This window comes from Dasania marina DSM 21967, assembly GCF_000373485.1.
Lineage (GTDB): Bacteria > Pseudomonadota > Gammaproteobacteria > Pseudomonadales > Dasaniaceae > Dasania > Dasania marina.
In genome coordinates this window covers 24,346-48,892 of record NZ_KB891592.1, presented here as the reverse complement: position 1 = coordinate 48,892, position 24,547 = coordinate 24,346, and the positions used below count along the sequence as shown (strand labels likewise).

Below are 24,547 nucleotides of genomic sequence, written 5' to 3'. Positions count from 1 at the left end.
GCTATATAAGCACTTAACACGCCGACTTATTGGGGCACGGCTATGACTGATGATGCGCTCTGCTGCTGGGCACTGCTAGCAACTGCGCCTGATTCGGTGAACTTCATCGAACATTTTAAGCCCGCGGGTAACTGATAATCAGGGTTGGGTAAATTAAGCCTTACCGCAAAGGTGCCGCTGGCAGCATCACCCACTTTATCGACTACCGTTACCACCGCTACTCTGGGTTGTTGCACGTTGGTTTCTGGATGTACCTGTGCCGTCATACCGGCACGAATGCGGCCGTAAAATTCTATAGGCACTATGGCCTCAACATACAGTGGGTCTAGTTGGGCTATACGCATAATGGGCTGGTCTTCTACATATTCACCAGCCTCTTTAAATACCTGCAGTACATAGCCGTCTATAGGCGTGCGTATAGTTTTTTGTTTGAGCTGTTCCTGCGCACGGCGCAACTCCAATTGGCGTATATTTTTTAAATCCAGAGATTGCTGTAAGCGCCAGGTGGATAAATTGTATTCGCGCTCAGCCTGATCTTTGGTATCAAAGGACACGCTTTTCTTTTCGTAGAGCACGTCTATACGCTCTTTGCGGCGCTGATCAAACGCTTTATTAACCTTACTCACTTCAACTTCGGACTGTATATCCGCCCTGGCCTTGGCCAACACCACTGAAGATTTTTCCACCCCAGCCTCTAGGCTTGCCGCCACTTGGCCTTGAGCAATGAAATCGCTTTTTTCTACATAGATTTTATCCAGCACCCCAGCCACAGAACTAGACAGGTCCACCGTTTGATAGGGGCTGATTACGCAGTCTAAGGGGGGCAGCGGTTTATCTTCAGCCCAGCTTAAGGGCGAGTTGATCGCCAATAATACACACAGCATAAATGGACGGTTTAACGGTTTTTTTATTATCGATTGTTTGTGGCAATACACGTAGCGGCTCTCATATGAACTAAACAATTCCTAAAGCATAACAGTTAAGTGCTAATTTAAAAGCGGCCAAGCTGAAAAAAGCATAATATTCAATAAGTTGGCTATATTTGGAAGCGAGTCATCAAAAACTGCTGCAACCATGCTAAACCTTGCTGGGCCAATGGCCGGCGGGTATGGATAAAGCGCACACTCAAACGGTGTGGCAACGCCGCCTCTGGCGACAGCGCGGGCAAGATAATTTCAAACTGAAACAAACTATCTAATGCCGCCAAACCCTCATCATCCCTAGCGTCTACGGCTATATTGCCACCACCCTGAGTACCCAGGGAACGACTGGGCAAGCGCATGGACGCCTGCGGCACTTCACGCACGATGCTGGCCTGCCAGGTTTGCTGGGGCCGGTTATGAATTTTTACCTGTACCGCCTGAGTATGGCGCCTCACCTTATCAACATCGGCTTGGCTTACCACCACCCGCGCCGTCAGGTACTGCTTGTCTATCACATAGGCCAAGATATCGCCCTGTTTAATATAGCGGCCAGGCATATCGTTGGCCGCCACCATGGATAACACCCCCGCAACCGGGCTGAGTAATTTCAGCGAGCCCAACTGCTGCTGCACATCGGCCAAGCCCTGTGCGTTAAGACGCAGGTCGGCAGCGTATTTTTGCGCCTCGGCAGGGTCACGCACTAGCGCCTGCTGATAGCGCGCTGCCAGCTCATCGCCGTAGGCCTGCAAGCGCTGGCTACGCTGCGCTAGGGTATAGTTAGTGAGACTGAATAAGGACTGGCCCACCTGCACGTCATCGCCATCGCTGGCCTGTACTGACACTATAAAACCATCGGCACCGGCACGAACTATGGACTGCTCCGGCAGGCTTACCACCCCCTGGGCATAGCTGCTATCGCTCACCGGCACCACAAATAGCATCAGCAACAAGGCCAGCGCCAAGCCGCCGGTCACCGCCAATAAACGCTTTTGCAACTGCGCCTGTTGCGCCTGCTGCCACAGCGAGCGGGCAATTTTAATGGAGGGTAGCAGCCACTGGTTGGCCAGCGCCCACAGCGCCAAGATCACCCCGATAAAGAAAAATTGGCTGGCCACGTATAGCGCTATCACCAGACTAATAAACAAACGATAAATACCCGCCGCCACACCATAGCCCAGCAACCACCCGCGCTCACCCTCAGCCCTTACTGGCGACGCCGCTTGAGTAAAACCATAGAGATAACGCTTGCACAGGTAGCCTAGGTATTGGCTGGAGCGGCTGCCCAGATTGGGAATTTCCAGCATATCCATCAAGATGTAATAGCCATCAAAACGTAGCAGCGGGTTGCCATTAAACAACAGCGTGGAGACGCTACCAATCACCGCAACATTAAAGCAAAAATCTTTTAATAAACCCGTATCCAGCTGCGACCACAACAAGAAAGCCACAGCGGCCAACCACAGCTCCGCCATAATGCCAGCGCTGGCCACCAAAATGCGGCGGCGCTTACTGTAAAAGCCATTGCTGGCGGTGGCGTCCACATAGGGCAGCGGTATAAATACAATAAACATCAGCCCCATTTCATGCACCTCGCCGCCCCATACCTTGGTGGCAAAACCGTGAGCTAGCTCATGCAGCGCTTTAATTAGGGGATAGGCCAGGCCCAACAGTAAAATATTGACCGGGTCGGCAAAACGGGTGGCTAAGTGTTGGCTAATGTCGGCGCTGTGCTGTCCCACTAGCAACAGTGCCGACAGCACCACCAGCAACCACAGCATAAAACCCGCCGGGCTAAAAATCGGCTGCACCCAAGGTAGTAAGCGGCTGAGCAAACGGTCGGGGTCTATCAGCGCAACACGCTGCATCAAGGGCTGACGCAGGCGCTGCCAAACACTGCTTTTAGGTAGCGACTGTTGCGCCGCACCCACCGCAGCGGCGGGCATATCGCCCTGTAGCAAGCGGGCGTTGTGCAGCTTGCCTAGCAGCACGGCGACTTCGTAATAGCTGGGCGCCACGCCTGTTTGCGCTAGCTGAGCATAGGCCTCGGCCACGGTATGTCGGCCATCCAACAAGCTGAGCAACTGAAAGGCCGCGGCGGGCAGGCGAAAATAATTACCCGCTAACTCATCGGCTAACACATACCAAGGCTGGCCTCGATAATGGTGCAGATAAAACGCTAAATGCGGCCGCAGCTGGAGCTTTAATACAGCTAGCTGCGCCCAACTGGCGGGGTCCATACTTTCATCAGCACCTATGCCGACACCGGGGCTGGGGTTGGGACTGGCCGAATCTATATCTGCATCTACGCCGGGCGAACTCATGGCAGCCAGGCCCATAATTTAAGGCTTAGCCAATCCACAAAGCTGTGGCTAAGCATCCAACTATAGCGGCGCTCACCCACGTCCACCTTGGCTAGGCCCTGCATACCGGGGCGTAAAAATAAGGCGTTTTCTAATAAGCGTGCTTCGGTGCGGTAGCTAATGCGCGCGCCATCGCGCTCGAACACAGTGGCAACATCGCTCACTTCAAACTCAATAGCGGTATCAGGGTAGGCGTTGAGAAATAAACGGCCGTGCTGACCGGCTTTTACATGGGGCACATCGCGCTCGTCTATATTGAGCACTAAGCGGTATTCGTTGAGCGGCGCAATTTCAAACAACACCTGGCCCTTGCTCACCGGTGCGCCCAGTGAACGGCTTAAATCGCCCTCTATAATCACGCCATCAAAAGGTACGGTAAGCTGAGTGCGCTTGAGCTGTTCTTGTAGCAATTGCAGCTCGGCCGCCGCTTGTGCCATTTGTGCATGAACGATTTGCGATTGCGCTAGGTTTCTATCGGCCAGCTCTTTGCGGTATTGCTGCTGGTATTCATCGTGCTGATTTTGCAGGCGTCGGTATTCCAGTTTCAGCTCGGTATCATCTAGCTCGGCGATCACCTGCCCTAAGCTTACCGACTCGCCGGCTCTGGCATGCGCCTGTGATACATAACCATCTATAGGCGCCACCACCGCTCGTTGAATCACGCCTTCTAATTTAGCCGCTGCCGCCACCCGGTAAGTACCCGAACCCATTAGCAACAAGCCCAAGCACACCGCCACCGCCACCAACAGGTATTTGCCGCGACCACCGTGGCTAGTCACTGCCGCCGCCCAGCCCTGCCGCAAGCTATCGCGGCCGCGCTGTAGTAGCGAGCGCTCACTTAGCCGCTTAGCCTCAAATAATGCGCCCAAAAAGCCACTAAGCGTTGCCAAACGCTGCTCTTCCTCGGCATTAAAGGGCTGGTCTCGTTGCAGCGATAACACCCCCAACTGCTGATCTTGCCGACACATAGGCAGGCTATAAATCGGGGTTTTATGTAACTCGGCATAATGTTGATGAGCAGGGCAGGCGATGGTTTGTGCAGCCGCTAAAGTGTGCGGCGCCTGTAGCGCGTGGCCGTGCTGTAGGCACTCGGCCATTAGCTCTTCGACACTGCGGGCCATATTGGTTTTGACGTTAAAAGCAGTATTATGGGCCAGCCCCTGCAGCACCACATCCTCACCTGACTTTAGGCCTATAGCGACTTGTTGGCAGCCAAACAATTGCGCTAAGCAGGTAGCGGCAGCTTCTATTGAAGTTTTGAGTAGCGGCTCGCTGCAGGCTGCAGCCAGTACGCTGTAATCTTGTTCGGGCACCTCAACATCACCACTAGCCGTGCTAGCTGGCTGTTGCGCCAATAACTGCAGCCATGACTCGCCCCAAGCCAATAGCTGTAGCAGTAGCTTTTGCTGCTCATGCTGGGCGGGTAACTCCACCACAATAACGGCCGCTTGCGGGGTAGCTAGCGTTTGCGCTAACAACATCATGCTGCGGCCGCTAGCATCTTCGGCCACGCTGACTACCGGTGCCCGCCGACTAGCGGCCAAAGTAGCGGTGTCTAATAAGTCGCTGGTCGCTATAGTTTGCTGGGGCCAGCTAGCCATTAATTGTAGCGACTGACCGGGCTCAGCCGCTAACGCCACAATGGCGCGCTGCACATTGGGCAGCATACGGCACTGCAAATCTAACCAGGCGAGATAATCCATTGTGTGTTTTATTGTTCCTAGTAAAAATAACCAATCGTGTTATGGGCAGCCGTGGCGACCACCCCTGCTTATTATTATGCGCCGCTGTAGGCCACCCCTAAGCCACCCAAGCCACAATAGCCATTGGGGTTTTTATCCAAGTATTGCTGGTGATAGTCCTCAGCATAATAAAATGGTGGCATTAATAAAATTTCGGTGGTGATAGCAGGTAGACCCCGCGCATCCAACTGTTTTTGGTAACACTGCTGGGAAGCTTCGGCCTGCGCTAGCGCGCTGTCATTATTAACATAGATGGCCGAGCGATACTGCGAGCCGGTATCGTTGCCTTGGCGCATACCTTGAGTGGGGTTATGGCTTTGCCAAAAACAGCTTAACAGGCTCTCAAAGCTTCTTTGCTGGGGATCGTATACCACCAACACCACTTCGGCATGGCCGGTTAAGCCACTGCAAACATCATTATAACTGGGGTTTTCGCCAGTGCCGCCAGCATAGCCCACGGCGGTGGTGTACACCCCCGGCAATTGCCAAAACTTGCGCTCAGCCCCCCAAAAACACCCCATGCCAAACAGCACTTGTTCACAGTGCGGTGGAAATGGCGGCTGCATATTACTAGCTAACACCGTATGTGTAGGCATGGCGCTCTCCTCTTAATAATTCTGTTAAAACTGAACAAGCTTGGAACTTTTGTCATCAAACTGACATCTATAACAAGCATTATGACTCACGAAACGATAAATAAGGAGAATAAGAGAGCGATACTATGAGAGCAATCGATAAAAACAAAGACACCGTCTTAGAGATAAATAACCTCAGCAGCCGTAAATTATGGGAGCTGTTAAACCACAACAACAATCTTAGCTATAACGACAAGGCACAGCTTAAAATTACCCTGCGTACACGCCGGCACTATGAACAGGAGCTAGACCAGCTACAACCAAAGCAAGGCTCACTGCATTGAGGCATGATTAGGCACTATTTAAGCACTATGCAGCCCCAGCCATAAGCTATAGAATCCTGCGCTTATCCGTAGATAAAATAAGGTTAAGCGTCGCATGATACGTCTCATCCTCATTATTGCCATTGTTGTGGCGATAGTGATAGTACTTAAGCAAGTTAAAAACACCCCGCCCGCCCAGCGTAAAAAACTTTATCTCAAGCTAACCATAGGCTTAAGCGCTGCGGTGGTGGTTTTGCTAGCCTTAACCGGGCGCATACATTGGATAGGCGGCCTCATTGCCGCCTCTGTGCCGCTGTTGCGGTCAGCCCTGCCCCATGTGTTACAGTATCTGCCTTTTTTGCGAAAGTATTTTAGCCAACAAACGCACAACGATCAGCAAGCCCCACCGGCCAGTACAGTAGACCTTAGCGTGGAGCAGGCCTACCAAATCTTGGGTTTAACCGCCGACGCCGACACAGACGCGGTAATCGCCGCCCATCGCAAACTAATACAAAAAATGCACCCCGACCGTGGCGGTAATGATTACCTAGCCGCACAAATCAACCAAGCCAAAGATATTTTGCTTAAACATCTAGCTTAAAACCGTGCCTTAAAATCTTGCCTTAAAAACATGGTTCGCAAGGATAAATCGCGCTAAAATATCGCCCTCTAGCAACAGCCATACCGCAATAAACAAATAGTAGTGAGTAGTGACCGCATGAGTGAAGTTTACGTAGTGACCAACCAAGACGGTTATTTCGCCAGCAAACAAAAAGTGTGGTTAGATGGCCGCGACCCCAAGCAATTATTTCGCAGCCCTCACAAAGACGAAGCCATCAATCTGGTATTTGAACTCAGCTCCAAAGACATACACGTACGCGCCAGCACTTTATTGGTAGAGCTAAACGACAAAGGCCTGCCCACAGTAGAAGTAACAGTACCGCTAGAAGTAGCCAGCCCACAAAGCGAACTGCTAGAAACAGAACAAGAATCTGAACAAGAACAGCCTCAAGAACTAGACAGCACTACAGATCCAAAATCTGACGCCGAACCAGAACAAACCCCAGAACAACCCAAAGAACTCACCGCCTCAGAGCGGCTATCAAGAATGGCGGCAAGACTGCGCGAACAAGAGAAAGTTTGAAACAGCCCTACGGGCAGCTACAAGAGGCAAGCTGCAAGCCATAGTGCTCGAGACAGCTAGTCTCTAGTCTCTAGTCTCTAGTCTCTAGTCTCTAGTCTCTAGTCTCTAGTCTCTAGTCTCTAGTCTCTAGTCTTAAAAAATTTTTGCTGGCGACTAGAGGCTAGTCAACTAGCGACTCCCCTTTTCAAATACTTTTCAACAACCGCCACCAAGTCATCCCACTCTATGGGCTTGGTAACATAGTCATTCATCCCTGACACTTTAGCGTCGGCCGCATCATGTGCCATGGCATTCGCTGATAAACCACAGATCACTAAATCATCATAACCCGCCTCTCGTATGCGTTTGGTGGCAGTGTGGCCATCCATTACCGGCATTTGTATATCCATAAAAACTAAATCATAGCTTGTACCATTAGTCACTCTCTCAACAGCTACCTCACCATTTTCGACTATCTCAAAACTCAAGCCCATGTCAGTCAACATATCACCCACAACCATTTGGTTAATGCGATTATCCTCAACTACCAAAGCATGGCCCTGGAATAATAAACTACCGCGCGACTCTATAGCATCGCCTTCTTTATGCTGTGCAGCGCCAGAAATCATAGACAGGATGAAACGTGAAAAATCAGCTGGCGAATACGGGTGCGACAATACCGGCAGCTTAAAGTGCTGTTTTAACGCGTGCCTTATAGTGGCTGGCTGCATATCGGTAATAAAGCCTATGGGATAACCCTGATCAAACAACTGTTCAAACAACACGTGATGTTTGTCAACAAAGCTTTGGCTAACTACATCCACTAACACCAAGGTTTTACCGTCGCCTACCGGCAAGGGCAGCTCTGACAACGGCTCTAGGCTAAGCGCTGTTTTTTCCATACGGCTAAATTTAAAATAATTATCCGAAATAAGACCATTATCACCTGCCGGCAAATAATAAGCATGTAACTGCCGCTCATCTAACTCGCTCAATACCGATAGGCTCTCTACCTCTGCTACGCTACAGTTTACCGTAAAGCAACTACCTACCCCTTGCTCCGATTTAACCTTAACTTCTCCACCCATTAACTCTGTCAACTGCTTAACAATAGCCAAACCTAAACCCGTGCCACCAAAACGCCTACTGGTAGAGTCATCGGCTTGGGTAAAAGAATCAAATACCGTTTCCAGTTGCTGCTCACTCATACCCATACCGGTATCGCTTACATCAACCACAAGATATGCCGAGCCATCTACCGGTTTAGGGGAAAAACTGATATCCACAGTCACTTCACCCTGCTCAGTGAACTTAACTGCGTTATTACATAAATTTAATAACACTTGGCTGATACGTAAAGGGTCACCTAGTAGATGCTCAGGCATACTAGTTAACAAATTAACCCGAAAGTTCAACTGTTTTTCTTTGGCTTTAACACGCACAGAAGCAATTAAGTTTTCTATTAAAGTATTTATCGAAAACGCTACCTGCTCTATATCCAGCCTGCCAGCTTCTATTTTTGAAAAATCCAGTATGTCGTTAATAACCCCCATCATAATACGGCCAGAATAGGCGATTTTTTCCAAGTAACTGCGCTGTTTTTTATCAAGATCAGTTCTTAAAGCCAACTGCACCAAGCCGATAATGCCATTCATAGGAGTACGTATTTCATGACTCATATTAGCCAAAAATATACTTTTTGAAGCTGCCGCTAGCTCGGCATTTTCTTTTTCTATAGCCAGCTCTAAGTTCAAGACCTCTTGTTCAAAATGTAACTTTTGCGTTTTCTCTAATAATTCCACCGACTCTTTGTTTTTATCATGAAAAATATTAGCCGCCTTGGCCAAGTCACCTATCTCATCACTGCGTTCTATACAGGGAATCTCCTCAACATCGTCGCCAGTAGAAAGCCTGCGAAAAACATCGGTGATCTTTCTAACAGGTATAATAATTCGCAGTATTAAAAACACAGCCACCATAATGGACAAACCTATAGAAGCCATCACAACCAACCTGGAATTACGTTTTGTTTTAGTGGCATCAGAAATAATTTTGTTGTTATTAATCTGCTGCTTATCCGTAAAACTTTTTGTAATCTCTTTCGTTAAAAACAAAAACTCATTAGCGGAACCAGCCATTACCACATTAACCAAAAATATATACCCTCTGGTCAGATGGGTTAATTGATTAAAATCGTCACTTATGTGACGAAATGTATCGCGCATCGCATCTTTGTTAGGGTAACTATTATTTAAGTACGCCTCCACCGCAGCCATATGACCATTAAATTTTTCTATTAATTGATAGTCGGGGTCTAACATATAACCCAGCATGTAACGCTTAGCAGACATCAATTCATAACGCATTTTATAATTACCCTCATCATCCTGATGCAGGCCTAGCATGCTATCTAAATAGTCAAAACCTTTAATGATTTTATTTTTATATATATCTTCACGCTTAGCTCTACCACTGACAACACTCACAAAATTATCTTGATAATCTTTCAGGTGAGAACGCATGCGTCTAATTAAATCATTGTACCTCTCATCGTTAATGTCCGAGACATTATGCTCAAAGGTACCCAGATCTTTATTAACGCTGTCGATAAGTTCATTAAACCGTGACACAGCTGACTCACTAGCAGTGTCTTTGTAAATTAAAACATTACGCTTTAAATCGACCACATCGCGCTCTAGCCGATTCACCAAGGCAATATTAGCCATAGCTTGCATGGTGAGGCTTTGATTATCAATCAGGGTTTCCTGTGCCGCCTTAGACAATAAAGCTTGCACCAACAAAATGGATATTAAACAGGCAACAACCAATAGTATTTGTATCTGTAATGAGCGAAACATCGTCTTCCCTAAAGTCATGAACTGATAAACTCATACCATTTTTGCAGGCTATAATCGTAATTGGGCATCACCGTATTCCAAACCGCCACATTGCTAAAACGTTTGTCATAGCTGCCCCCTGTGCGCACCTCGCCTTGCTGCACAGATACTTTGCCGTCAGTGCCTCGCAAATCCTCAGCAGCCGCTTTACCCTGATACCAATAATCCCATTCCGCCGTACTTAATTGTGATTTAGAGCGTTGCGGATTAGAAATATAATACCCCTGGCGCGCAATAAAAGCGCCGGGCCAGCCCGACAGCCACCAGTTCATATAGTCATAGGCGGCATCTTTTCTTTTGCCTTCGGTAGCTGCGGATAAACACATCACTCCGTGCCACCCCCTATAACCCTCTTTAGGGGCAGCATAGGTAACGGGAATATTCATCCCATTAAGCGCGGCTACCGCTGGCGAGAACATACTCTCTATAACAACGCGTTTATTGGCCATAAAATCTACCGACTCCGGCACCGAGTTCCAAAAACCACTAAAATGCCCTGTTTTTTTCTTAGCTATCAGCACTTTAAATAAGGCATCCAATTCAACACGGCTTAAGGCACCTATATCATCAAATTGCACCAGGCCTTTGGCTTGTGCCGCCAAAATTAAATCGAACAAGCCTATGGTGGGCTCATTAACTATACCCACCTTACCCGCATAAGCCTCATCCAATAACCAACCCCAACTCTCAGTTTCATAAGGTATACCTTTGGCTACAACATCGGTGTTATAACCAAAGGAATCGACATTATGGACGTAGGGTAAAAAGCTAATATTATCGGTATGCTCTGTACCTAATTGACCATTAGCCTGCACATGCAATATTTTATAAGGCGCATCCCCCGCCCCCAATTTTGCCTGCGGAGTAAGCTTGCCGGTTTTACTAAGATCATTAATTTCATCCCAGTAACGCAGCTGTTTTTTATCGATAGATTGTATAGATCCCGACCGCCACAACACATTAATACTGTTAGACCACTGCTCATACAGATCAAAAGACTGTGGCGCCATAAACGCTTTTTGTAATACGGCAGCGCTGCCTCCTGGCTGAAACTCTATATTAATACCTAAATCTGCCATAGCCTGCTGACGGATTTCTTCCTGCAAGGTGACATGAGTACCCAGTACCCGCAGGGTGGTTTTATTACGGGCAAAAACAAAAGGCGCCTTACCTGCTATGCAGACCGAAGCACCTAAGGCGGCCAATGCTTTTACACTCTTTCTTTTCGGTACATCAATGGGTTTATTGTTATTACCTGTAGACACGCCATACTCCTATAACATAACGGGAGGCGTCCTCCTCCCTATTAGTTCAACTGATGCTAAGTGTAGACCTTGACGGTAAAATGTCTGCTTTATTTCCCTGCATCTATTAAGCTCAGCCAACCGTTAGGCACAAAACCTAACAGCGGATACTACGCTTTACTGCCACGCTAATAGATCACCGCTCAGCTATAGCTGCAGCTATAGCCAAAGTACGTTTGGCCTCATCTACATGTAGATTTTCTATTAAGCGACCATCTAACAGCACTAATGCCTCACCGGCTTGTTCAGCCTGCTGCCAAGCCACTAGCACTTTATGCGCCCACTCTATATCGGTAGCACTGGGGGAAAACATTTGATTGGCATAGGCTATTTGCTTGGGGTGTATCACGCTTTTACCATCAAAGCCTAAATCTCGCCCCTGTTCGCAACTATGCTGATAAGCCTGCTCGTTATTTAAATCCAGTTGCACGCCATCAATAATATCTAGGTTATGCGCTCGCGCTGCCAGCACACACAAATTAAGCGAGGCCACTAAACCTAAGCGATCATCACGATTACGCAGGCGCAACTCTTTTGATAAGTCACTAGTGCCCATCATCAACACGGCAATGCGTGTACTGGCACCACACACCTCTTGAATATTTAACACGCCCCTAGGGGTTTCAGCCATTACCCATAAATACAGGCTACCCGGTGCCTGTGCTTTATCTAAAATAGCCAGCGCCTCTGCCACCTCTGCTGCGGTTTCAACTTTAGGTAGGCAGATGGCATGAGCACCACTGCGGGCCATGGCTTTTAAATCGCCCTCACCCCATTCGGTATCCAGCGCGTTAACTCGCACCACTATTTCACGAGTGCCGTAATCGCCCAGCTGTATCGCTGATGTAATAATTTCTCTGGCTTGCACTTTGGCTGCAGGTGCCACCGCATCTTCCATATCAAAAATAAGACTATCGGCTGCTAGCTGCTGGGCTTTTTGTAAGGCTCTGGGGTGTGAACCGGGCATGTATAAAACGGAACGGCGGGGGCGTATCTGCATGGCTACCTCATACAACTGTCATAGAGCTCGCATTCTAACAGCGCGCCGTCTGTAAGCTCTATAAAGTAGCAACTATATTCATTATTTTTTACTTTATGGCAGGCACTCGCACTTTACGACAATAAGCGCAACACCAGTTGTGAACTGGCATTAGCCTGCGCTTGCAGAGCATTACCGGCGCCTTTGAGTAGTGACTGTTTGACTTGCTCACTGGAGGCTTGGGCATAGTCGGTATCACTAATACGGCTGCGCGCAGCAGCAATATTTTCGGCGCTACTGCGATTATTATTAATTGCCGATTCTATACGGCTACTCACCGCACCTAAATCACCACGAAAGCTATCCACTGCGGCTATGGCCGTATCAACTACCGACAAGGCATTACTGGCACCTGACGCAGTGGAAATATCCACAGCCTGCGTTGTCGCTAGGCTGCTGCTGACATCTTGTAATTGCACAGTCAGCTTCTCGCCGGCTTCACCGCCTACCTGCAAATCTATAGCCGTATTATTGTTAAGCAAATTAACATTATTAAATCTAGTATTATCCAACACGCTGCTAATTTGCTCTTGTAGCTGGCCCACTTCGACCTGCAAGGCATTGCGTTGTGCGCCACCTAAGGTGCCGTTGGCCGCCTGCAGGGATAGCTCCCGGATACGAGTGAGATTTTCGGTAATGGATGATAGGCCACCGTCCGCCACCTGCACTAAAGAAATACCATCACTGGCATTGCGTGCGGCTTGGTCTAATGCGGTTAACTCGCTTAGCAGTTGTTGGGAAATAATTAGGCCCGCGGCATCATCTTTGGCGCTGTTAATTTTTTTGCCCGAACTTAAGGGTTGTAAGCCCTCACTCTCTTTCTTTGCAGTTTTCTGCAAATTATTGAGTAAGCTCTCGTTGTTGGTGGTTTCACCTATAGTCAAACCCATATGGTCACCTATTAATATACTATTTACGTCACCCTAGCCTAGCAGCTATAGGCCTAAGCGCTAGGTCTAGCTTTATCTGAAGCAGCCTGAGGCTATAACTATGTAGCATATAGCCGCTACCCCCATAAACCTACTCAATAGCCCTGCTAACTGGGTATAAAAACCTGTTATATTTGCAAGCTTTAACAAACAAACTGAGTAACACACAATGTCAGAACAAGATAAGAAAAACGGCCTGAAAGTAAGAACTGAAGTGATGGGTGAGGCCTTTGTGCAGCGCGCCATAGACAATACCAGCGAACTGACTGCACCCTTGCAAGACTGGATTAACGAGCATGCCTGGGGCTCCACTTGGCAGCGCGACACCCTGCCCCGCCAAACCCGCTCGCTAATCACCATCGCCATGCTAGCGGCACTTAAAACCCCTACCGAATTAAAAGGCCACGTGCGCGGCGCGCTCAATAACGGCTGTAGCGTGGCAGAAATACAAGAAGTGCTACTGCACTCTATAGTTTATTGTGGCGCCCCCGCCGCCCAAGAAGCCTTTCGAGCGGCGCAAGAAGTTATTAGCGAGTGGCAGCAAACCAACCCCAATTAACTTATAAGTAAATTTTTAAAAATATACAAACTTCCAAAGCAAACCAAATAACAGGTGACGAAAAATCTTACAACACAGCGCAATTAGTTGGTATATTTAACAGTAACATACTGTTAAATAATAACTTAATAACTTGGCACAGATAATGCTACATCTAAATCATAGTAAAACAACACTGGTCAATTTCCAGTACGAAGATAATGATTAAGGTGCCATCCATGTTAAAAGCTCTTGCCCTGACTATTGTAACCGGCCTAGTGTCGCTACCAGCCTCTGCCTCGTTAATATTAGAGTCCTACAGCTCAGGCTCAGCCAACCCCAATACTATTGGCGGCTACGCTATGACGGACTTTAACCTCATCGCAGGCAATACCGGCGACGCCATCTCTAGCATCAGCTCACCGATTAGCGGCAGCGTTGGCCTCAGCGATCAATATGGCAACCCTGTTAGCCTAGGTTTTGCCGATAGTACAACGTGGTGGGTAAACGGCGAAGCCAACGACAGCAACATTTTCACAACAGGCACTAACACCATCACTATCGTATTACCCGAAAACACCTTAGCTTTTGCCTTTAACGTAGGTGCTAACCAAAATGCACAAGGCTGGATAGATACTTTTGAAACCAATGGCAGCGGTTTGAGTGGTAACAGCAGACACTACTTTAGCCCCAGCGCCAGCAACACCCCAGGCTTTGGTGTTTATGCCGACAGCAGCCAAGAGTGCTCTTACCTATCATCCATCGTAATTGACCCCACATTTATTTGGGGCGCAGGTAACTTCTCTATTAACCAAGGCTCTTGTAATACCGCCGTGCCTGAGCCCTCACCTATCATACTGCTAGGTTTAGGTTTAGTTGGCTTAGTAATTATTCGTAGAAAAAACAGCTAACAGCAAACCGTATTCGCAAAGGCTCTAGCTGTTATGGCTAGGGCCTTTTTTGTTTTTAGCTGCCCCCCCTAGCCGTTTGCGCTGCGCAGCGTTACTATCGCTACACAGATTTAACACCCCTAATAATGATTCCTAATAGCGAGTTACTACTATGCACCCACTCTTTTCCCTACAAGGCCAAGTCGCCTTCATTACCGGCGCAGGCAGTGATACGGGTATAGGCTTTGCCGCGGCAAAAATTTTAGCGGAGCTAGGCGCAGAGATTGCCATTACCGCTACCTCTGAACGCATACACCAGCGCGCCAAAGATCTGGCCAGCATTAGCCCAAAAGTAAAAAGTTATATTTGTGATTTAACCGACCGCCCTGCCACCCGCGAATTAATTAAAACCATAGAGCAGGACTTTGGCAAAATTGATGTATTAGTCAATAACGCCGGCATGACTATGGTGGGCTCGGAAGAGGTGTATGGTTTGTTTCATTTAAGCAGTGACGAAGAGTGGGACACGGGCATAGAACGCAACCTCACCACCTGCTACAACGTCACCCGCGCGGTATTACCCGGCATGGTGGATAGACAGTACGGCCGCATAGTCAATGTTTCATCGGTAACCGGGCCACTGGTGAGCAACGTAGGCGAGGCGGCTTACAGCGCCGCCAAGGCAGCTATGATAGGCATGAGCCGCAGCATAGCCCTAGATGTTGCCAAGCATCACATCACGATTAATAACGTTGCCCCGGGCTGGGTAGCTACCGCCTCACAAACCGAAGAAGAAGCCATAGCCTCAAAATACACCCCGGTAGGGCGCGGCGGCAGCGCCATGGAAATGGCCACCATGATTGCCTATTTGGCGTCACCAGGTGCAAGCTATGTAACAGGGCAAATGATGGTCGTGGATGGCGGTAATTGCCTGCAGGAAAGCAAAGGGCCATAACAAACCAGCATCACTCCTTTCAAAAAAACAGGGTGTCAATCTAGCTCATTAGAACACCCGGCAAGGGTATCTATACTGAATGCCACTCATAGGGTGCTAGGCATTATTATGGATACCAGCACCGACCCTCATATTAGAGAAATATTTACAGTAATGAGCTGAAAACCACCAGTTTATATAGGGTTTTCATTTACACGGACTAGATTTAAATTTACGTGATATTAAGCTAGCAAACACTACGCTAATAAAAGCCTATTTAAACCTGTAAGCAACTTACTTATAAGAAAGTTATCATCCCCCGCTGATAAACCTATGCGCTTAGCCCAAGGGGGGGGGTTATAGCCAAACTGGCCGCGGCCTTGGTTAAATATACAATAAGCCTTTACTGTCATTTTTTAAAAACTAGCTGTACCGCAAAGTTTTACAATCCTTTACAAGCCCATGTTTACTTAATTTATCGCTTTATCCATACTGCAAGTCTAAACTCCACCACACTAATCATAGGTATTATCATGAACGCAGCAATTATAAAGGCTCCCATTATCGCCCTAGCGCTGTTAAGCGCATCCGCGTGCACAACATTTGATCCTTATACCGGCGAACAAAAAACCTCTAACACCGCAAAAGGTGCAGGTATAGGTGCAGGCCTTGCGGCAGTAGTCGCCTATGCTGCCAACAAAGATGAAGATGATGCCAGAAAGAGAAACCAACGCATATTAAGAGCTGCTACTGGCGGCGCAGCCATAGGCGGCGGTATCGGCTACTACATGGATACCCAAGAAGCCAAATTACGTAAACAACTGCGCGACAGTGGCGTGAGCATAGAAAGAGAGGGCAATAATATTAATTTAATTATGCCTGGCAACATCACTTTTCAAACAGGCAAGTTCACCTTAAACCCTAACTTTCACTCGGTATTGGATTCTGTTGCCTTAGTATTGAAAGAATACGACCAAACATTAGTTATCGTGTCTGGCCATACCGATAACACCGGCTCGGCAACTACCAACCAAACCTTATCAGAGCAACGCGCCGCATCAGTCTCCACTCATTTGAGATCGAAAGGCGTACTTAACGATAGGATAGAAAATATAGGTTTTGGCTTTAGCCAGCCCATCGCTAGCAATAGCACCGCCACCGGCCGTGAACAAAACCGCCGTGTAGAAATCGCCCTTATCCCTATCACTGAATAAATACAGGCTAATATGAGCCTTCACGCAGCTGAAGGCTCAACGGCCTTATAAAAAGAGAGCACAATGAAATCTGTCTATTTAATACTGATGATAGCCGCATGCCTGAATATTAGCGCCTGCCAAACGGCTAGCACATTACAGAGCGCCAGCCAAAAAAGTATCGCTGAAAGTTACTCATGTAGCCAAGTCTATGCTGTATTTGATGCCTACAATGCCGATAAGGTGTCGTTAAGTGCCTTAGGGGATATCGCCAAAGCTTCAGGTTTAGTGCTGGCACAAAACCCCAACACTGACCCCAGCGCCTATTATGACGGGGCGAAAAATGCAGCTAACTTAATACTGCTTACCCAAGGCTGTCAGCCGCTGTAACTAGTTGCGGTACTACCCGGATAGATAGCAATACACTGCGTAAACTATAACGCGCTATGTGACAGGGTAAGTGGATGCTGGCAACTGCTTGCAGGAAAGCAAATGCGTTTGAAGGCTATACGTTGCTGGCATTATCTCAAGATAAAAAATCACATTCATAAATCCAAGTACCACCATTCTCCCACAGCCGGTGCCTAGCACCGGCAATATGGGCATTATTCGCTTCATAGCCAGCATCACCGGCATAGAGCATACATCTATCCTGCTGGGCATCAAGCCAATAGCTGGCAGCATAGCGCAGCGGCTCTCTGCTTTGATAAAAGGCCAGCGCCTCAGCAACGGTTGCTTGCCGCGCCAACTCTAACAGACTCACATAGGTAGGCGGCATCATCGCTAATTGCTGGTTTTCAAAGTCAGCTAGTGCTTGTTGCGGGCGACACCAGCGATGGTTATCAATCTCATAATTATCAACCTGCACCGCATCATTCACGTTATGCTCAGCAATAAAAAACCAAGTATTAAAACGCTTGCTCATACCTTTAGGCGCTAACCACTGCGACATGGGGATTAATTGCTGTGGGCAAATCTGTAGCTGTGCCTCTTCATAGGTTTCACGCACCGCTGCTTGTCTGGCGGCGGTGTGTATAGCTTCTGGGGGCAGCTGGCTGACGGAGAGCTTGCTGATTTGTTTATCTGGATGCTTATCGGAATGACTGCCGGGGTAATCCTCGGCATCGATACGGCCGCCAGGAAAGACCCAGTAGCCAGCGGCAAAATCCATAGCCTGCGAACGGCGCAGTAATAACACCTCTAAACCCTGGCCACCATCACGTATCAGCATCGCGGTGGCGGCAGGAATTAATGCAGGCATCACTTAGTCACCAGTATCACTAGTGTGCTCAGCAGGCTGCTCTGCGGCGGCTTTAAACTGCTCGGGATTCATAAACATCATATGCGCAACTATAGAGGCGTCTTTAGCAAACTCTAGCGCTATCATCAGTATATTTTCTTGCTCATGGGCGCGCACTACGCCGGGGATACCGACTAACTGTAATCCCTCTTCGCTGTGCATAATGCGTATATCTTTTTTGGCTTTCAGATCTACCGCTATGCGATTAAGCAAGCCACCTAAAGCTACCTTAAAAATATCATAGTTAAAACCGGGGCCCTGAAATTCACTGTGATCTAATTTGAGCTTGCAATCTAGCTTCAGCTTTTCGCCTTGATTGATGGCCCCCACGCTTAATACTTTACCCTGTTTTAAATCTTTAAAGGCAGCTTTAGCTTTTTCTTTAGGTGCGGATACCAAGATACGGCCCATCACGCCGCCCATAACATCCAGTACCTGAAAAAAATTAATTTGTATTTCTTTTGCTTGCTCAGTCATAACAACCTCATCGATAATTTCGTTTTTTATTGTTCATAATGTAACGCTATACAGTATGGGTAAACTGCTCGCGCAAACTGTTTTTTTGCACCTTAGCCATGGTGTTTCTAGGCAAGGCATCCACAAAGAATATTTTTTTAGGCACCTTATAGGCCGCCAGTTTTTTCCTAGCTTGAGCGATAAGCTCAGTCTCATCAAGCGCCGCGTCAGCTGCAGCATCCATCACCACTGCTGCGGCCACCATTTCACCCAAATCAGCATGCGGTAAACCAATCACTGCACTCTCTTTTACCCCTTTGATGGCATCTAACACTAGCTCTACTTCTTTAGGGTAAACATTATAGCCGCCGCTAATCACCATGTCTTTGGCGCGGCCGACGATGCTGATATAACCGTCGTCACTGCAGTAGCCCTGATCGCCGGTAATAAAATAGCCGTCGCAGGTAAACTCTTGGGCAGTTTTTTCTGGTTTGCGCCAATAGCCTTTAAAGACATTAGCGCCTTTAACCTGAATACTGCCTATCTCACCACTGGCTAACGGCAGCTGTTGCTCATCCACTATGCGCACTAACACCTCGGGTAAGGGCCAACCTATCGTGCCCGCACGACGCTCACCCTGCAAGGGGTTAGAGATTAACATACCTGTTTCGGTCATGCCGTATCGTTCCAAGATTTTATGGCCTGTGCGCTCAGCAAACTGCTGATGAGTGCTGGCCAATAAAGGCGCCGAACCGGAAATGAATACCCGTATATTGCGGCACTGTTCAGCGTTAAAGCGCTGCTCGGCCAGCAAACGCGTATAAAAAGTAGGCACCCCCATCATCACGGTGGCCTTGGGCAGTGCCGCCATAACTTTATCTAGATCAAAGCTGGGTAAAAACTGCATGCTGGCCCCCGCCGCTAACACACAGTGGCAGGCAACAAATAAGCCATGCACATGGAATATAGGCAGGGCATGTAGCAACACATCATCGGCAGTAAAGCCCCACATCGCCTTTAGGGTATAGGCATTGGCCGCTAAGTTACCGTGGCTAAGCATGGCGCCTTTAGGCTGGCCGGTGGTACCTGAGGTATACAAGATGGCAGCGATATCGTTAGCCTCACAGGGCACATCGACAAATTCGCCTAGCAGTGCTGGCAACTGCGCCAGCCAATCGCCCTGACCTTGCTCATCTAACACCTCAAGTAAGGCGTCACTGCCAGCCTCGGTCAGCACAGCTTGTAAGGCCTGCTGCCGCTGGGGGCTACACAGCAATAAACTAGGCTGGGCGTCCGCTATAAAATAGGCCATTTCAGCATCGGTGTAGCCGGTATTTAAAGGCAGATAGATCAAACCCGCTCGCAGAGCAGCTAAATACACCAGCAACGCCATAGGAGATTTCGCCACTTGCACAGCGACACGGTCGCCCGGCTGTAAGCCTAGGCCTACAAAATAGTGAGCCATCTGGCCGCTCAAGCGCTGCACATCGCCATAGCTGATGACACTGCCATCAGGGCTAACAATGCAAGCCTGCTGCCTATTCGCGGGGAAGCCTTGCTGGAAACGGGTGAATAAATTACTCATATATGAAAACGACGATACACCAAGCCAGTTTTTTAAGAGAACTCAAGAAGATATTAGCGCTTTTATAGCCTTATTCGGCCAGTGTACCCCATCAAAGCAGATAATCCGATAGCGTCTACGCCCTATAACGCCTATAATATGCGGTCATCCCTTGGCTCTGCGCCAACTGCATTACCGCCTCTAGATAGAGAATATTGAATGTCATCCCCTGAAACAATCAGTTTTACTGACCTGGCGTTGTCTGCGCCAGTGTTAAAAGCCGTACAAAATGTAGGCTACGAACAACCTTCCCCCATACAGGCTGCCAGCATCCCCCACCTATTAAACGGTGAAGACTTATTAGGCGTCGCACAAACCGGTACGGGCAAAACCGCCGCCTTCGCCCTGCCACTGCTAAGCAACATTGATGTAAAGAACAAAGTACCGCAAGTATTGGTATTAGCCCCCACCCGCGAACTGGCCATACAAGTAGCTGAAGCCTTTAAAAGCTACGCCTGTGAAATGAAGGGATTTCAAGTACTACCTATATACGGAGGCCAAGACATGCGCGGCCAATTAAAGCAATTAGAGCGCGGCCCACAAGTCGTTGTTGGCACTCCAGGGCGAGTAATGGATCACCTGCGTCGTGGCAGCCTAAAGCTAGGCGCACTTAAGTGTGTAGTGCTGGATGAAGCCGACGAAATGTTACGCATGGGTTTTATCGATGACGTAGAGTGGATACTAGAGCACACCCCCAAAGAGCGCCAAGTGGCCTTATTCTCCGCTACCATGCCTGCGCCCATTAAAAAAGTAGCCGACACCTATCTGCGCAACCCTAAAGAAGTACGCATAGCCAGTGCCACCCAAACCGGCTCGCACATTAAACAAAGCTACCTGATAGTCAATGGCTTTGAGCGCAAACTAGATGCCATCACCCGCATTTTAGAAGCACACGATTTTGATGCCATGATTATTTTTGTGCGCACCAAAACTGCTACGGCAGAATTAGCCGAAAAATTAGAAGCCCGCGGTTACTCCGCCGCCGCCCTAAACGGCGACATGAACCAACAACTGCGCGAGCGCACCATCAGCCGCCTTAAAAACAAACAACTAGACATAGTGGTCGCCACTGACGTAGCCGCTCGCGGTATAGACGTAGAGCGAGTAAGCCACGTACTCAACTTCGACATCCCCTACGATAGCGAAGCTTATGTACATCGCATAGGCCGCACCGGCCGCGCTGGTCGCAATGGCAGCGCGATTTTGTTTGTTGCACCACGCGAAAAGCGTTTGTTATTTTCTATAGAAAAAAACACCCGCCAAAAAATCGAACCTATGGAGCTGCCCAGCGGCAAGGAAGTGTCTAGCCGTCGTGTAGAGCAATTTAAACAATTGCTAACTGACACCTTGGCGTCACAGCCCAATTTAGATTACTTCTTTCAAATACTCAGCGAGTACAGCACCGAGCATGACTGCTCTGCCGAAGATATCGCTTGTGCCCTAGCTTATTTACACCAACTAGAGCGCCCGCTAGAAGTAAAAGACAATCAAAAAGGTCGCCAAGAAAAAGGCTTTACCAACGTAGAAGAAAATCGCCAATCACGAACAGGCGACAGCGACCAAATGATGCGCTACCGCATAGAGCTAGGCCGTGATCAACAAGTAGGCCCCGGCGACATCGTAGGTGCCCTAATGAATGAAACCGACTTACACAAAAACGATATAGGCCACATCAAACTAAACGACGACCACAGTACTGTGGATTTACCTTTAGCTTTACCTAAAGAATTAGTCGCTAAGTTAAAAACCTTAACCGTACGTAACTTGCCGATTAACATCAGCGAAGTAGGCCCAGCTAAGCGTGAGCAACGCCAGCCGGGCAAGCGTAGCGGTGCACCGGGTGCGAATAATAAAGCGCCACGGAAAAAACCTAGGAAAGCTAAAAAGGATTGATGTTTAGTTGATTTGGTTTGTTAACAATGCCCGCTGATGCGGGCATTGTTGTATATGAGGTGTGGGGTTTGTTTTTTATGCTGCTCACTTCCGTGTTGACTCAATGGATCGTTGCAACATAATGCTCTTTTAGCCAGCTTAACGAATATTTAACACCTGTGCGCGCTAGGCCCTACAGGCTCAAGTCTTGTAATACCGCTTATCAATTGATGAGTTTATATTAGCCTTTATGTGAACGGTAATCGAATACGCAATGCCCCACATGAAAAACAATAAAAAATTAATTGCTGCCCTTCGAAATGGAAGTAGTTGGACGTAGAGCAATAAACACTGCCTATTCAGTAATTATTGATCTCTACGAAAGAGTCTACCGCTAGCCATTAGCTATTAAGTGTTTTTACACGGTATTGCTTAGGGGTGATACCGAAGTGATTTCTAAAGGATCGGTAAAAACTCGATACATCATTAAAGCCCTGATCAAGAGCAATTTCTAATACTGATGCACGATTATATTGAGGATCAGATAACTTCTTAGCACAAGCCTCAAGACGCAGATATTGGATGTAACGTGAAATAGAAACACCCTCCGACTTAAACAACATATGTAAATAACGTGTACTGATACCTTCAATATCTGCAATAAAATCAGGCGATAATCGCGAGTCCGATAAATGTAAAAAAATAAACTGCTTAATACGCATGAAATGATCATCCTTTACCGACCGCTTCTCTTTAGAGCCCAGAGCTTTACTAGCCTCTAGCGAAGTCACCAATAGGTCTAAAGCGTTAGCTTCTAGGCGGCGAAAGCTATCAGGTGGAATGGTATTGTAGTTTTCCATCAACGATGAAACAAACTGGCTTAACATACCGTTAACAGGGCTATCACCAGACATTGTATACCCCACACTGTCTTCAACATCGGTTACTAGCGTATTTAATTGTGCCTGAGGTATGGCCATCACAGTTTGGCGATAATTATCTTTGAAGCTAAGCCTGTAGGGCTCAGAGCTATTACAAAGGATAAAGTCCCCTGGATGTAAAATAGATTCCCGCCCCATATGCTGAAGCTTAGACATACCATGTAATTGAAATTTCACCAAATAATAACTATCTGCAACCTGGGATATATGCTGCTTTCTTCTATCAACCTCAAGGGCGCTACCGCCAACATCGGACAATGTAACTCTATCCAAACACCCTTGGTTGAAATAGCCAGAATAATTTGAATTGTTAGCCCAACAACTCAGCGGGCAAAAAGTCTCTGACGCCATTTGCCCCAGCTGCTCTATAGCTGTATCACCCTGGAACTTCTCACAAATCAGCGCAGTGGATCTCATCTGCATAAAAACGCCCCTGAAACATACTGTCTTGATAATAAAAAAAACAAAGGCTAGGCCTCAATCCTCGTTAGGTAAAACCATAACGTTCGACAACTTGATAGCTTCCCCTCTCATATACAGCTTAGCGCCAGAGGAAATCAGCTCACAAGAAAAACAGAGCTGAAGAACATTCCCCCTTAAAAGACTCACTCAAATCTACCAATAGAATTAATATTTATTACCGTAAACCTGAATCAAACGCCTTAAAAATGATCAAGCATACTGGCAGTTACTTGAATAATCAACTAAACCATAGCCATGGTTTATAACAAATCCTTATAAGCCAACATTAAATCTTCCCCGATTTAACGGACACTATCTCTAACAAAGTTTGGGAATTATAGGACGTAGTGGCTTAGGCGCTTGTGCCTTAACTATAATGCACACCCAATCATCACCCTCGGCCAACCCCAGGAAAACTCTCACGACGAGCGGGAAAAACAGCAAACATAAAGTTAGAGTAGACTACATAGGTGCTGATTAGCCAGCGGTAATCTCACGAAAATCCCCCACAAAGCGGGGGCTGGGGCGACCTAGAAAGGGTAAAAAAGATATGGACAATTATAATTTACTATAGTGATCGGCTACGGCTGCAATCTGCTCATCATTTAGTTCATTGGCAATCACTTCCATAATGGGGCTTTTACGAGCTCCCGACTTAAAGTCCATTAACTGTTTTTTAACGTACTCATACTTCTGACCCGCTAAATTGGGCCATTCAGTGTTAACCGTACGGCCTTTCATACCATGGCATGAAACACAACGGGCTCGTACATTGAGACCCTCTAGAGCAAGGTCACCCGGGACATTCTGCTCTCTCTTTAGCGAGGAAAAATATCGGGCAATCGCAGCGACTTGTTTATCTGACAAGCCCTGAACACTTGCGTTCATCAAGGCATCACTTCTGCTACCGTTACGGAACGCATTGATTTGGCTAATTAAATATTGCTCTTTTTGACCAGCCAGATTCGGCCACTGGCCATTATTAGACACTCCATTAGCGCCATGACATGCAGCACAAGCCTTTACCGCTTTATCGATATTTTCACTGGCTATTACTGAGCCACTTATCGCCATTAACAAAACGGTCAACACCATAACCAACAACTTATTTATTTTCATAAC

General features: G+C 47.7%; 22 protein-coding genes. 9 read left to right on the top strand and 13 right to left on the bottom strand.

Features of this window, described 5'->3' with window-relative positions; translation table 11 throughout:
- Positions 1 to 26: 26 nt before the first annotated feature.
- The 4 genes from B067_RS21020 to msrA all read right to left on the bottom strand — a co-directional run bounded on the left by B067_RS21020 (position 27) and on the right by msrA (position 5,621).
- The gene (locus B067_RS21020; protein WP_019531679.1) at positions 27 to 884 is read right to left on the bottom strand and encodes an efflux RND transporter periplasmic adaptor subunit; all 858 of its coding nucleotides are present in this window, start codon (positions 882 to 884) and stop codon (positions 27 to 29) included.
- A gap of 152 nt (positions 885 to 1,036) precedes the next feature.
- Positions 1,037 to 3,244 (bottom strand): HlyD family efflux transporter periplasmic adaptor subunit, encoded by a 2,208-nt coding sequence (locus tag B067_RS0118950; RefSeq protein ID WP_169335598.1) that lies wholly within the window; start codon positions 3,242 to 3,244, stop codon positions 1,037 to 1,039.
- Positions 3,241 to 4,986 (bottom strand): efflux RND transporter periplasmic adaptor subunit, encoded by a 1,746-nt coding sequence (locus tag B067_RS0118945; RefSeq protein WP_019531677.1) that lies wholly within the window; start codon positions 4,984 to 4,986, stop codon positions 3,241 to 3,243. Before B067_RS0118945 ends, B067_RS0118950 begins: the two co-directional genes overlap by 4 nt.
- 74 nt (positions 4,987 to 5,060) lie before the next feature.
- Positions 5,061 to 5,621, bottom strand: a complete 561-nt coding sequence (msrA, locus tag B067_RS21015) for a peptide-methionine (S)-S-oxide reductase MsrA (protein WP_019531676.1) — start codon at positions 5,619 to 5,621, stop codon at positions 5,061 to 5,063.
- 125 nt (positions 5,622 to 5,746) lie between these two features.
- Here msrA and B067_RS0118935 point away from each other — a divergent pair, with 125 nt between their 5' ends.
- The 3 genes from B067_RS0118935 to B067_RS21525 all read left to right on the top strand — a co-directional run bounded on the left by B067_RS0118935 (position 5,747) and on the right by B067_RS21525 (position 7,067).
- Positions 5,747 to 5,944, top strand: coding sequence for a hypothetical protein (locus tag B067_RS0118935; protein ID WP_019531675.1), 198 nt, complete (start codon positions 5,747 to 5,749; stop codon positions 5,942 to 5,944).
- A 94-nt stretch (positions 5,945 to 6,038) separates the two neighbouring features.
- Complete coding sequence (locus B067_RS0118930; protein WP_019531674.1) at positions 6,039 to 6,524, top strand: DnaJ domain-containing protein; 486 nt, start codon at positions 6,039 to 6,041, stop codon at positions 6,522 to 6,524.
- Positions 6,525 to 6,641: 117 nt separating this feature from the next.
- Positions 6,642 to 7,067: a hypothetical protein gene (locus B067_RS21525; protein ID WP_156820912.1), complete on the top strand. Its 426-nt coding sequence runs from the start codon at positions 6,642 to 6,644 to the stop codon at positions 7,065 to 7,067.
- Between the two features lie 164 nt (positions 7,068 to 7,231).
- Here B067_RS21525 and B067_RS0118920 read toward each other — a convergent pair whose 3' ends face one another.
- The 4 genes from B067_RS0118920 to B067_RS0118905 all read right to left on the bottom strand — a co-directional run bounded on the left by B067_RS0118920 (position 7,232) and on the right by B067_RS0118905 (position 13,176).
- Complete coding sequence (locus B067_RS0118920; RefSeq protein ID WP_019531672.1) at positions 7,232 to 9,904, bottom strand: ATP-binding protein; 2,673 nt, start codon at positions 9,902 to 9,904, stop codon at positions 7,232 to 7,234.
- Between the two features lie 14 nt (positions 9,905 to 9,918).
- On the bottom strand, positions 9,919 to 11,208 hold the full coding sequence (locus B067_RS0118915) for an ABC transporter substrate-binding protein (RefSeq protein WP_019531671.1): 1,290 nt from the start codon (positions 11,206 to 11,208) through the stop codon (positions 9,919 to 9,921).
- 175 nt (positions 11,209 to 11,383) lie between these two features.
- Positions 11,384 to 12,247 (bottom strand): HpcH/HpaI aldolase/citrate lyase family protein, encoded by an 864-nt coding sequence (locus B067_RS0118910; protein WP_019531670.1) that lies wholly within the window; start codon positions 12,245 to 12,247, stop codon positions 11,384 to 11,386.
- Between the two features lie 113 nt (positions 12,248 to 12,360).
- Positions 12,361 to 13,176, bottom strand: coding sequence for a flagellin N-terminal helical domain-containing protein (locus B067_RS0118905; protein ID WP_019531669.1), 816 nt, complete (start codon positions 13,174 to 13,176; stop codon positions 12,361 to 12,363).
- Positions 13,177 to 13,384: 208 nt separating this feature from the next.
- Here B067_RS0118905 and B067_RS0118900 point away from each other — a divergent pair, with 208 nt between their 5' ends.
- The 5 genes from B067_RS0118900 to B067_RS0118875 all read left to right on the top strand — a co-directional run bounded on the left by B067_RS0118900 (position 13,385) and on the right by B067_RS0118875 (position 17,160).
- On the top strand, positions 13,385 to 13,774 hold the full coding sequence (locus B067_RS0118900; protein WP_019531668.1) for a carboxymuconolactone decarboxylase family protein: 390 nt from the start codon (positions 13,385 to 13,387) through the stop codon (positions 13,772 to 13,774).
- Positions 13,775 to 13,992: 218 nt separating this feature from the next.
- Positions 13,993 to 14,664 (top strand): PEP-CTERM sorting domain-containing protein, encoded by a 672-nt coding sequence (locus tag B067_RS0118895; RefSeq protein WP_169335597.1) that lies wholly within the window; start codon positions 13,993 to 13,995, stop codon positions 14,662 to 14,664.
- 151 nt (positions 14,665 to 14,815) lie between these two features.
- Positions 14,816 to 15,598 carry an SDR family NAD(P)-dependent oxidoreductase gene (locus tag B067_RS0118890; protein WP_019531665.1) on the top strand — a complete coding sequence of 261 codons (783 nt, stop codon included), beginning with the start codon at positions 14,816 to 14,818 and terminating at the stop codon, positions 15,596 to 15,598.
- A gap of 512 nt (positions 15,599 to 16,110) precedes the next feature.
- Entirely contained in the window at positions 16,111 to 16,791 is a 681-nt protein-coding gene (locus tag B067_RS0118880; RefSeq protein WP_019531663.1) for a YiaD family glycine zipper/OmpA-like lipoprotein, read from the top strand.
- A 63-nt stretch (positions 16,792 to 16,854) separates the two neighbouring features.
- The gene (locus tag B067_RS0118875) at positions 16,855 to 17,160 is read left to right on the top strand and encodes a hypothetical protein (protein ID WP_019531662.1); all 306 of its coding nucleotides are present in this window, start codon (positions 16,855 to 16,857) and stop codon (positions 17,158 to 17,160) included.
- A gap of 136 nt (positions 17,161 to 17,296) precedes the next feature.
- Here B067_RS0118875 and B067_RS21005 read toward each other — a convergent pair whose 3' ends face one another.
- The 3 genes from B067_RS21005 to B067_RS0118860 are packed head-to-tail and all read right to left on the bottom strand — an operon-like array spanning position 17,297 to position 20,111.
- Entirely contained in the window at positions 17,297 to 18,031 is a 735-nt protein-coding gene (locus B067_RS21005) for an NUDIX hydrolase (protein WP_156820911.1), read from the bottom strand.
- A gap of 3 nt (positions 18,032 to 18,034) precedes the next feature.
- Complete coding sequence (locus B067_RS0118865; protein ID WP_019531660.1) at positions 18,035 to 18,547, bottom strand: hypothetical protein; 513 nt, start codon at positions 18,545 to 18,547, stop codon at positions 18,035 to 18,037.
- Positions 18,548 to 18,593: 46 nt separating this feature from the next.
- Complete coding sequence (locus tag B067_RS0118860) at positions 18,594 to 20,111, bottom strand: AMP-binding protein (RefSeq protein WP_019531659.1); 1,518 nt, start codon at positions 20,109 to 20,111, stop codon at positions 18,594 to 18,596.
- Positions 20,112 to 20,309: 198 nt separating this feature from the next.
- Here B067_RS0118860 and B067_RS0118855 point away from each other — a divergent pair, with 198 nt between their 5' ends.
- Positions 20,310 to 22,043 carry a DEAD/DEAH box helicase gene (locus B067_RS0118855; protein ID WP_019531658.1) on the top strand — a complete coding sequence of 578 codons (1,734 nt, stop codon included), beginning with the start codon at positions 20,310 to 20,312 and terminating at the stop codon, positions 22,041 to 22,043.
- Positions 22,044 to 22,423: 380 nt separating this feature from the next.
- Here B067_RS0118855 and B067_RS0118850 read toward each other — a convergent pair whose 3' ends face one another.
- A complete protein-coding gene (locus B067_RS0118850; RefSeq protein WP_169335596.1) occupies positions 22,424 to 23,314 on the bottom strand; it encodes a helix-turn-helix domain-containing protein in 891 nt (296 codons plus the stop codon).
- A 669-nt stretch (positions 23,315 to 23,983) separates the two neighbouring features.
- A complete protein-coding gene (locus B067_RS0118845; protein ID WP_169335595.1) occupies positions 23,984 to 24,544 on the bottom strand; it encodes a c-type cytochrome in 561 nt (186 codons plus the stop codon).
- Positions 24,545 to 24,547: the final 3 nt, after the last annotated feature.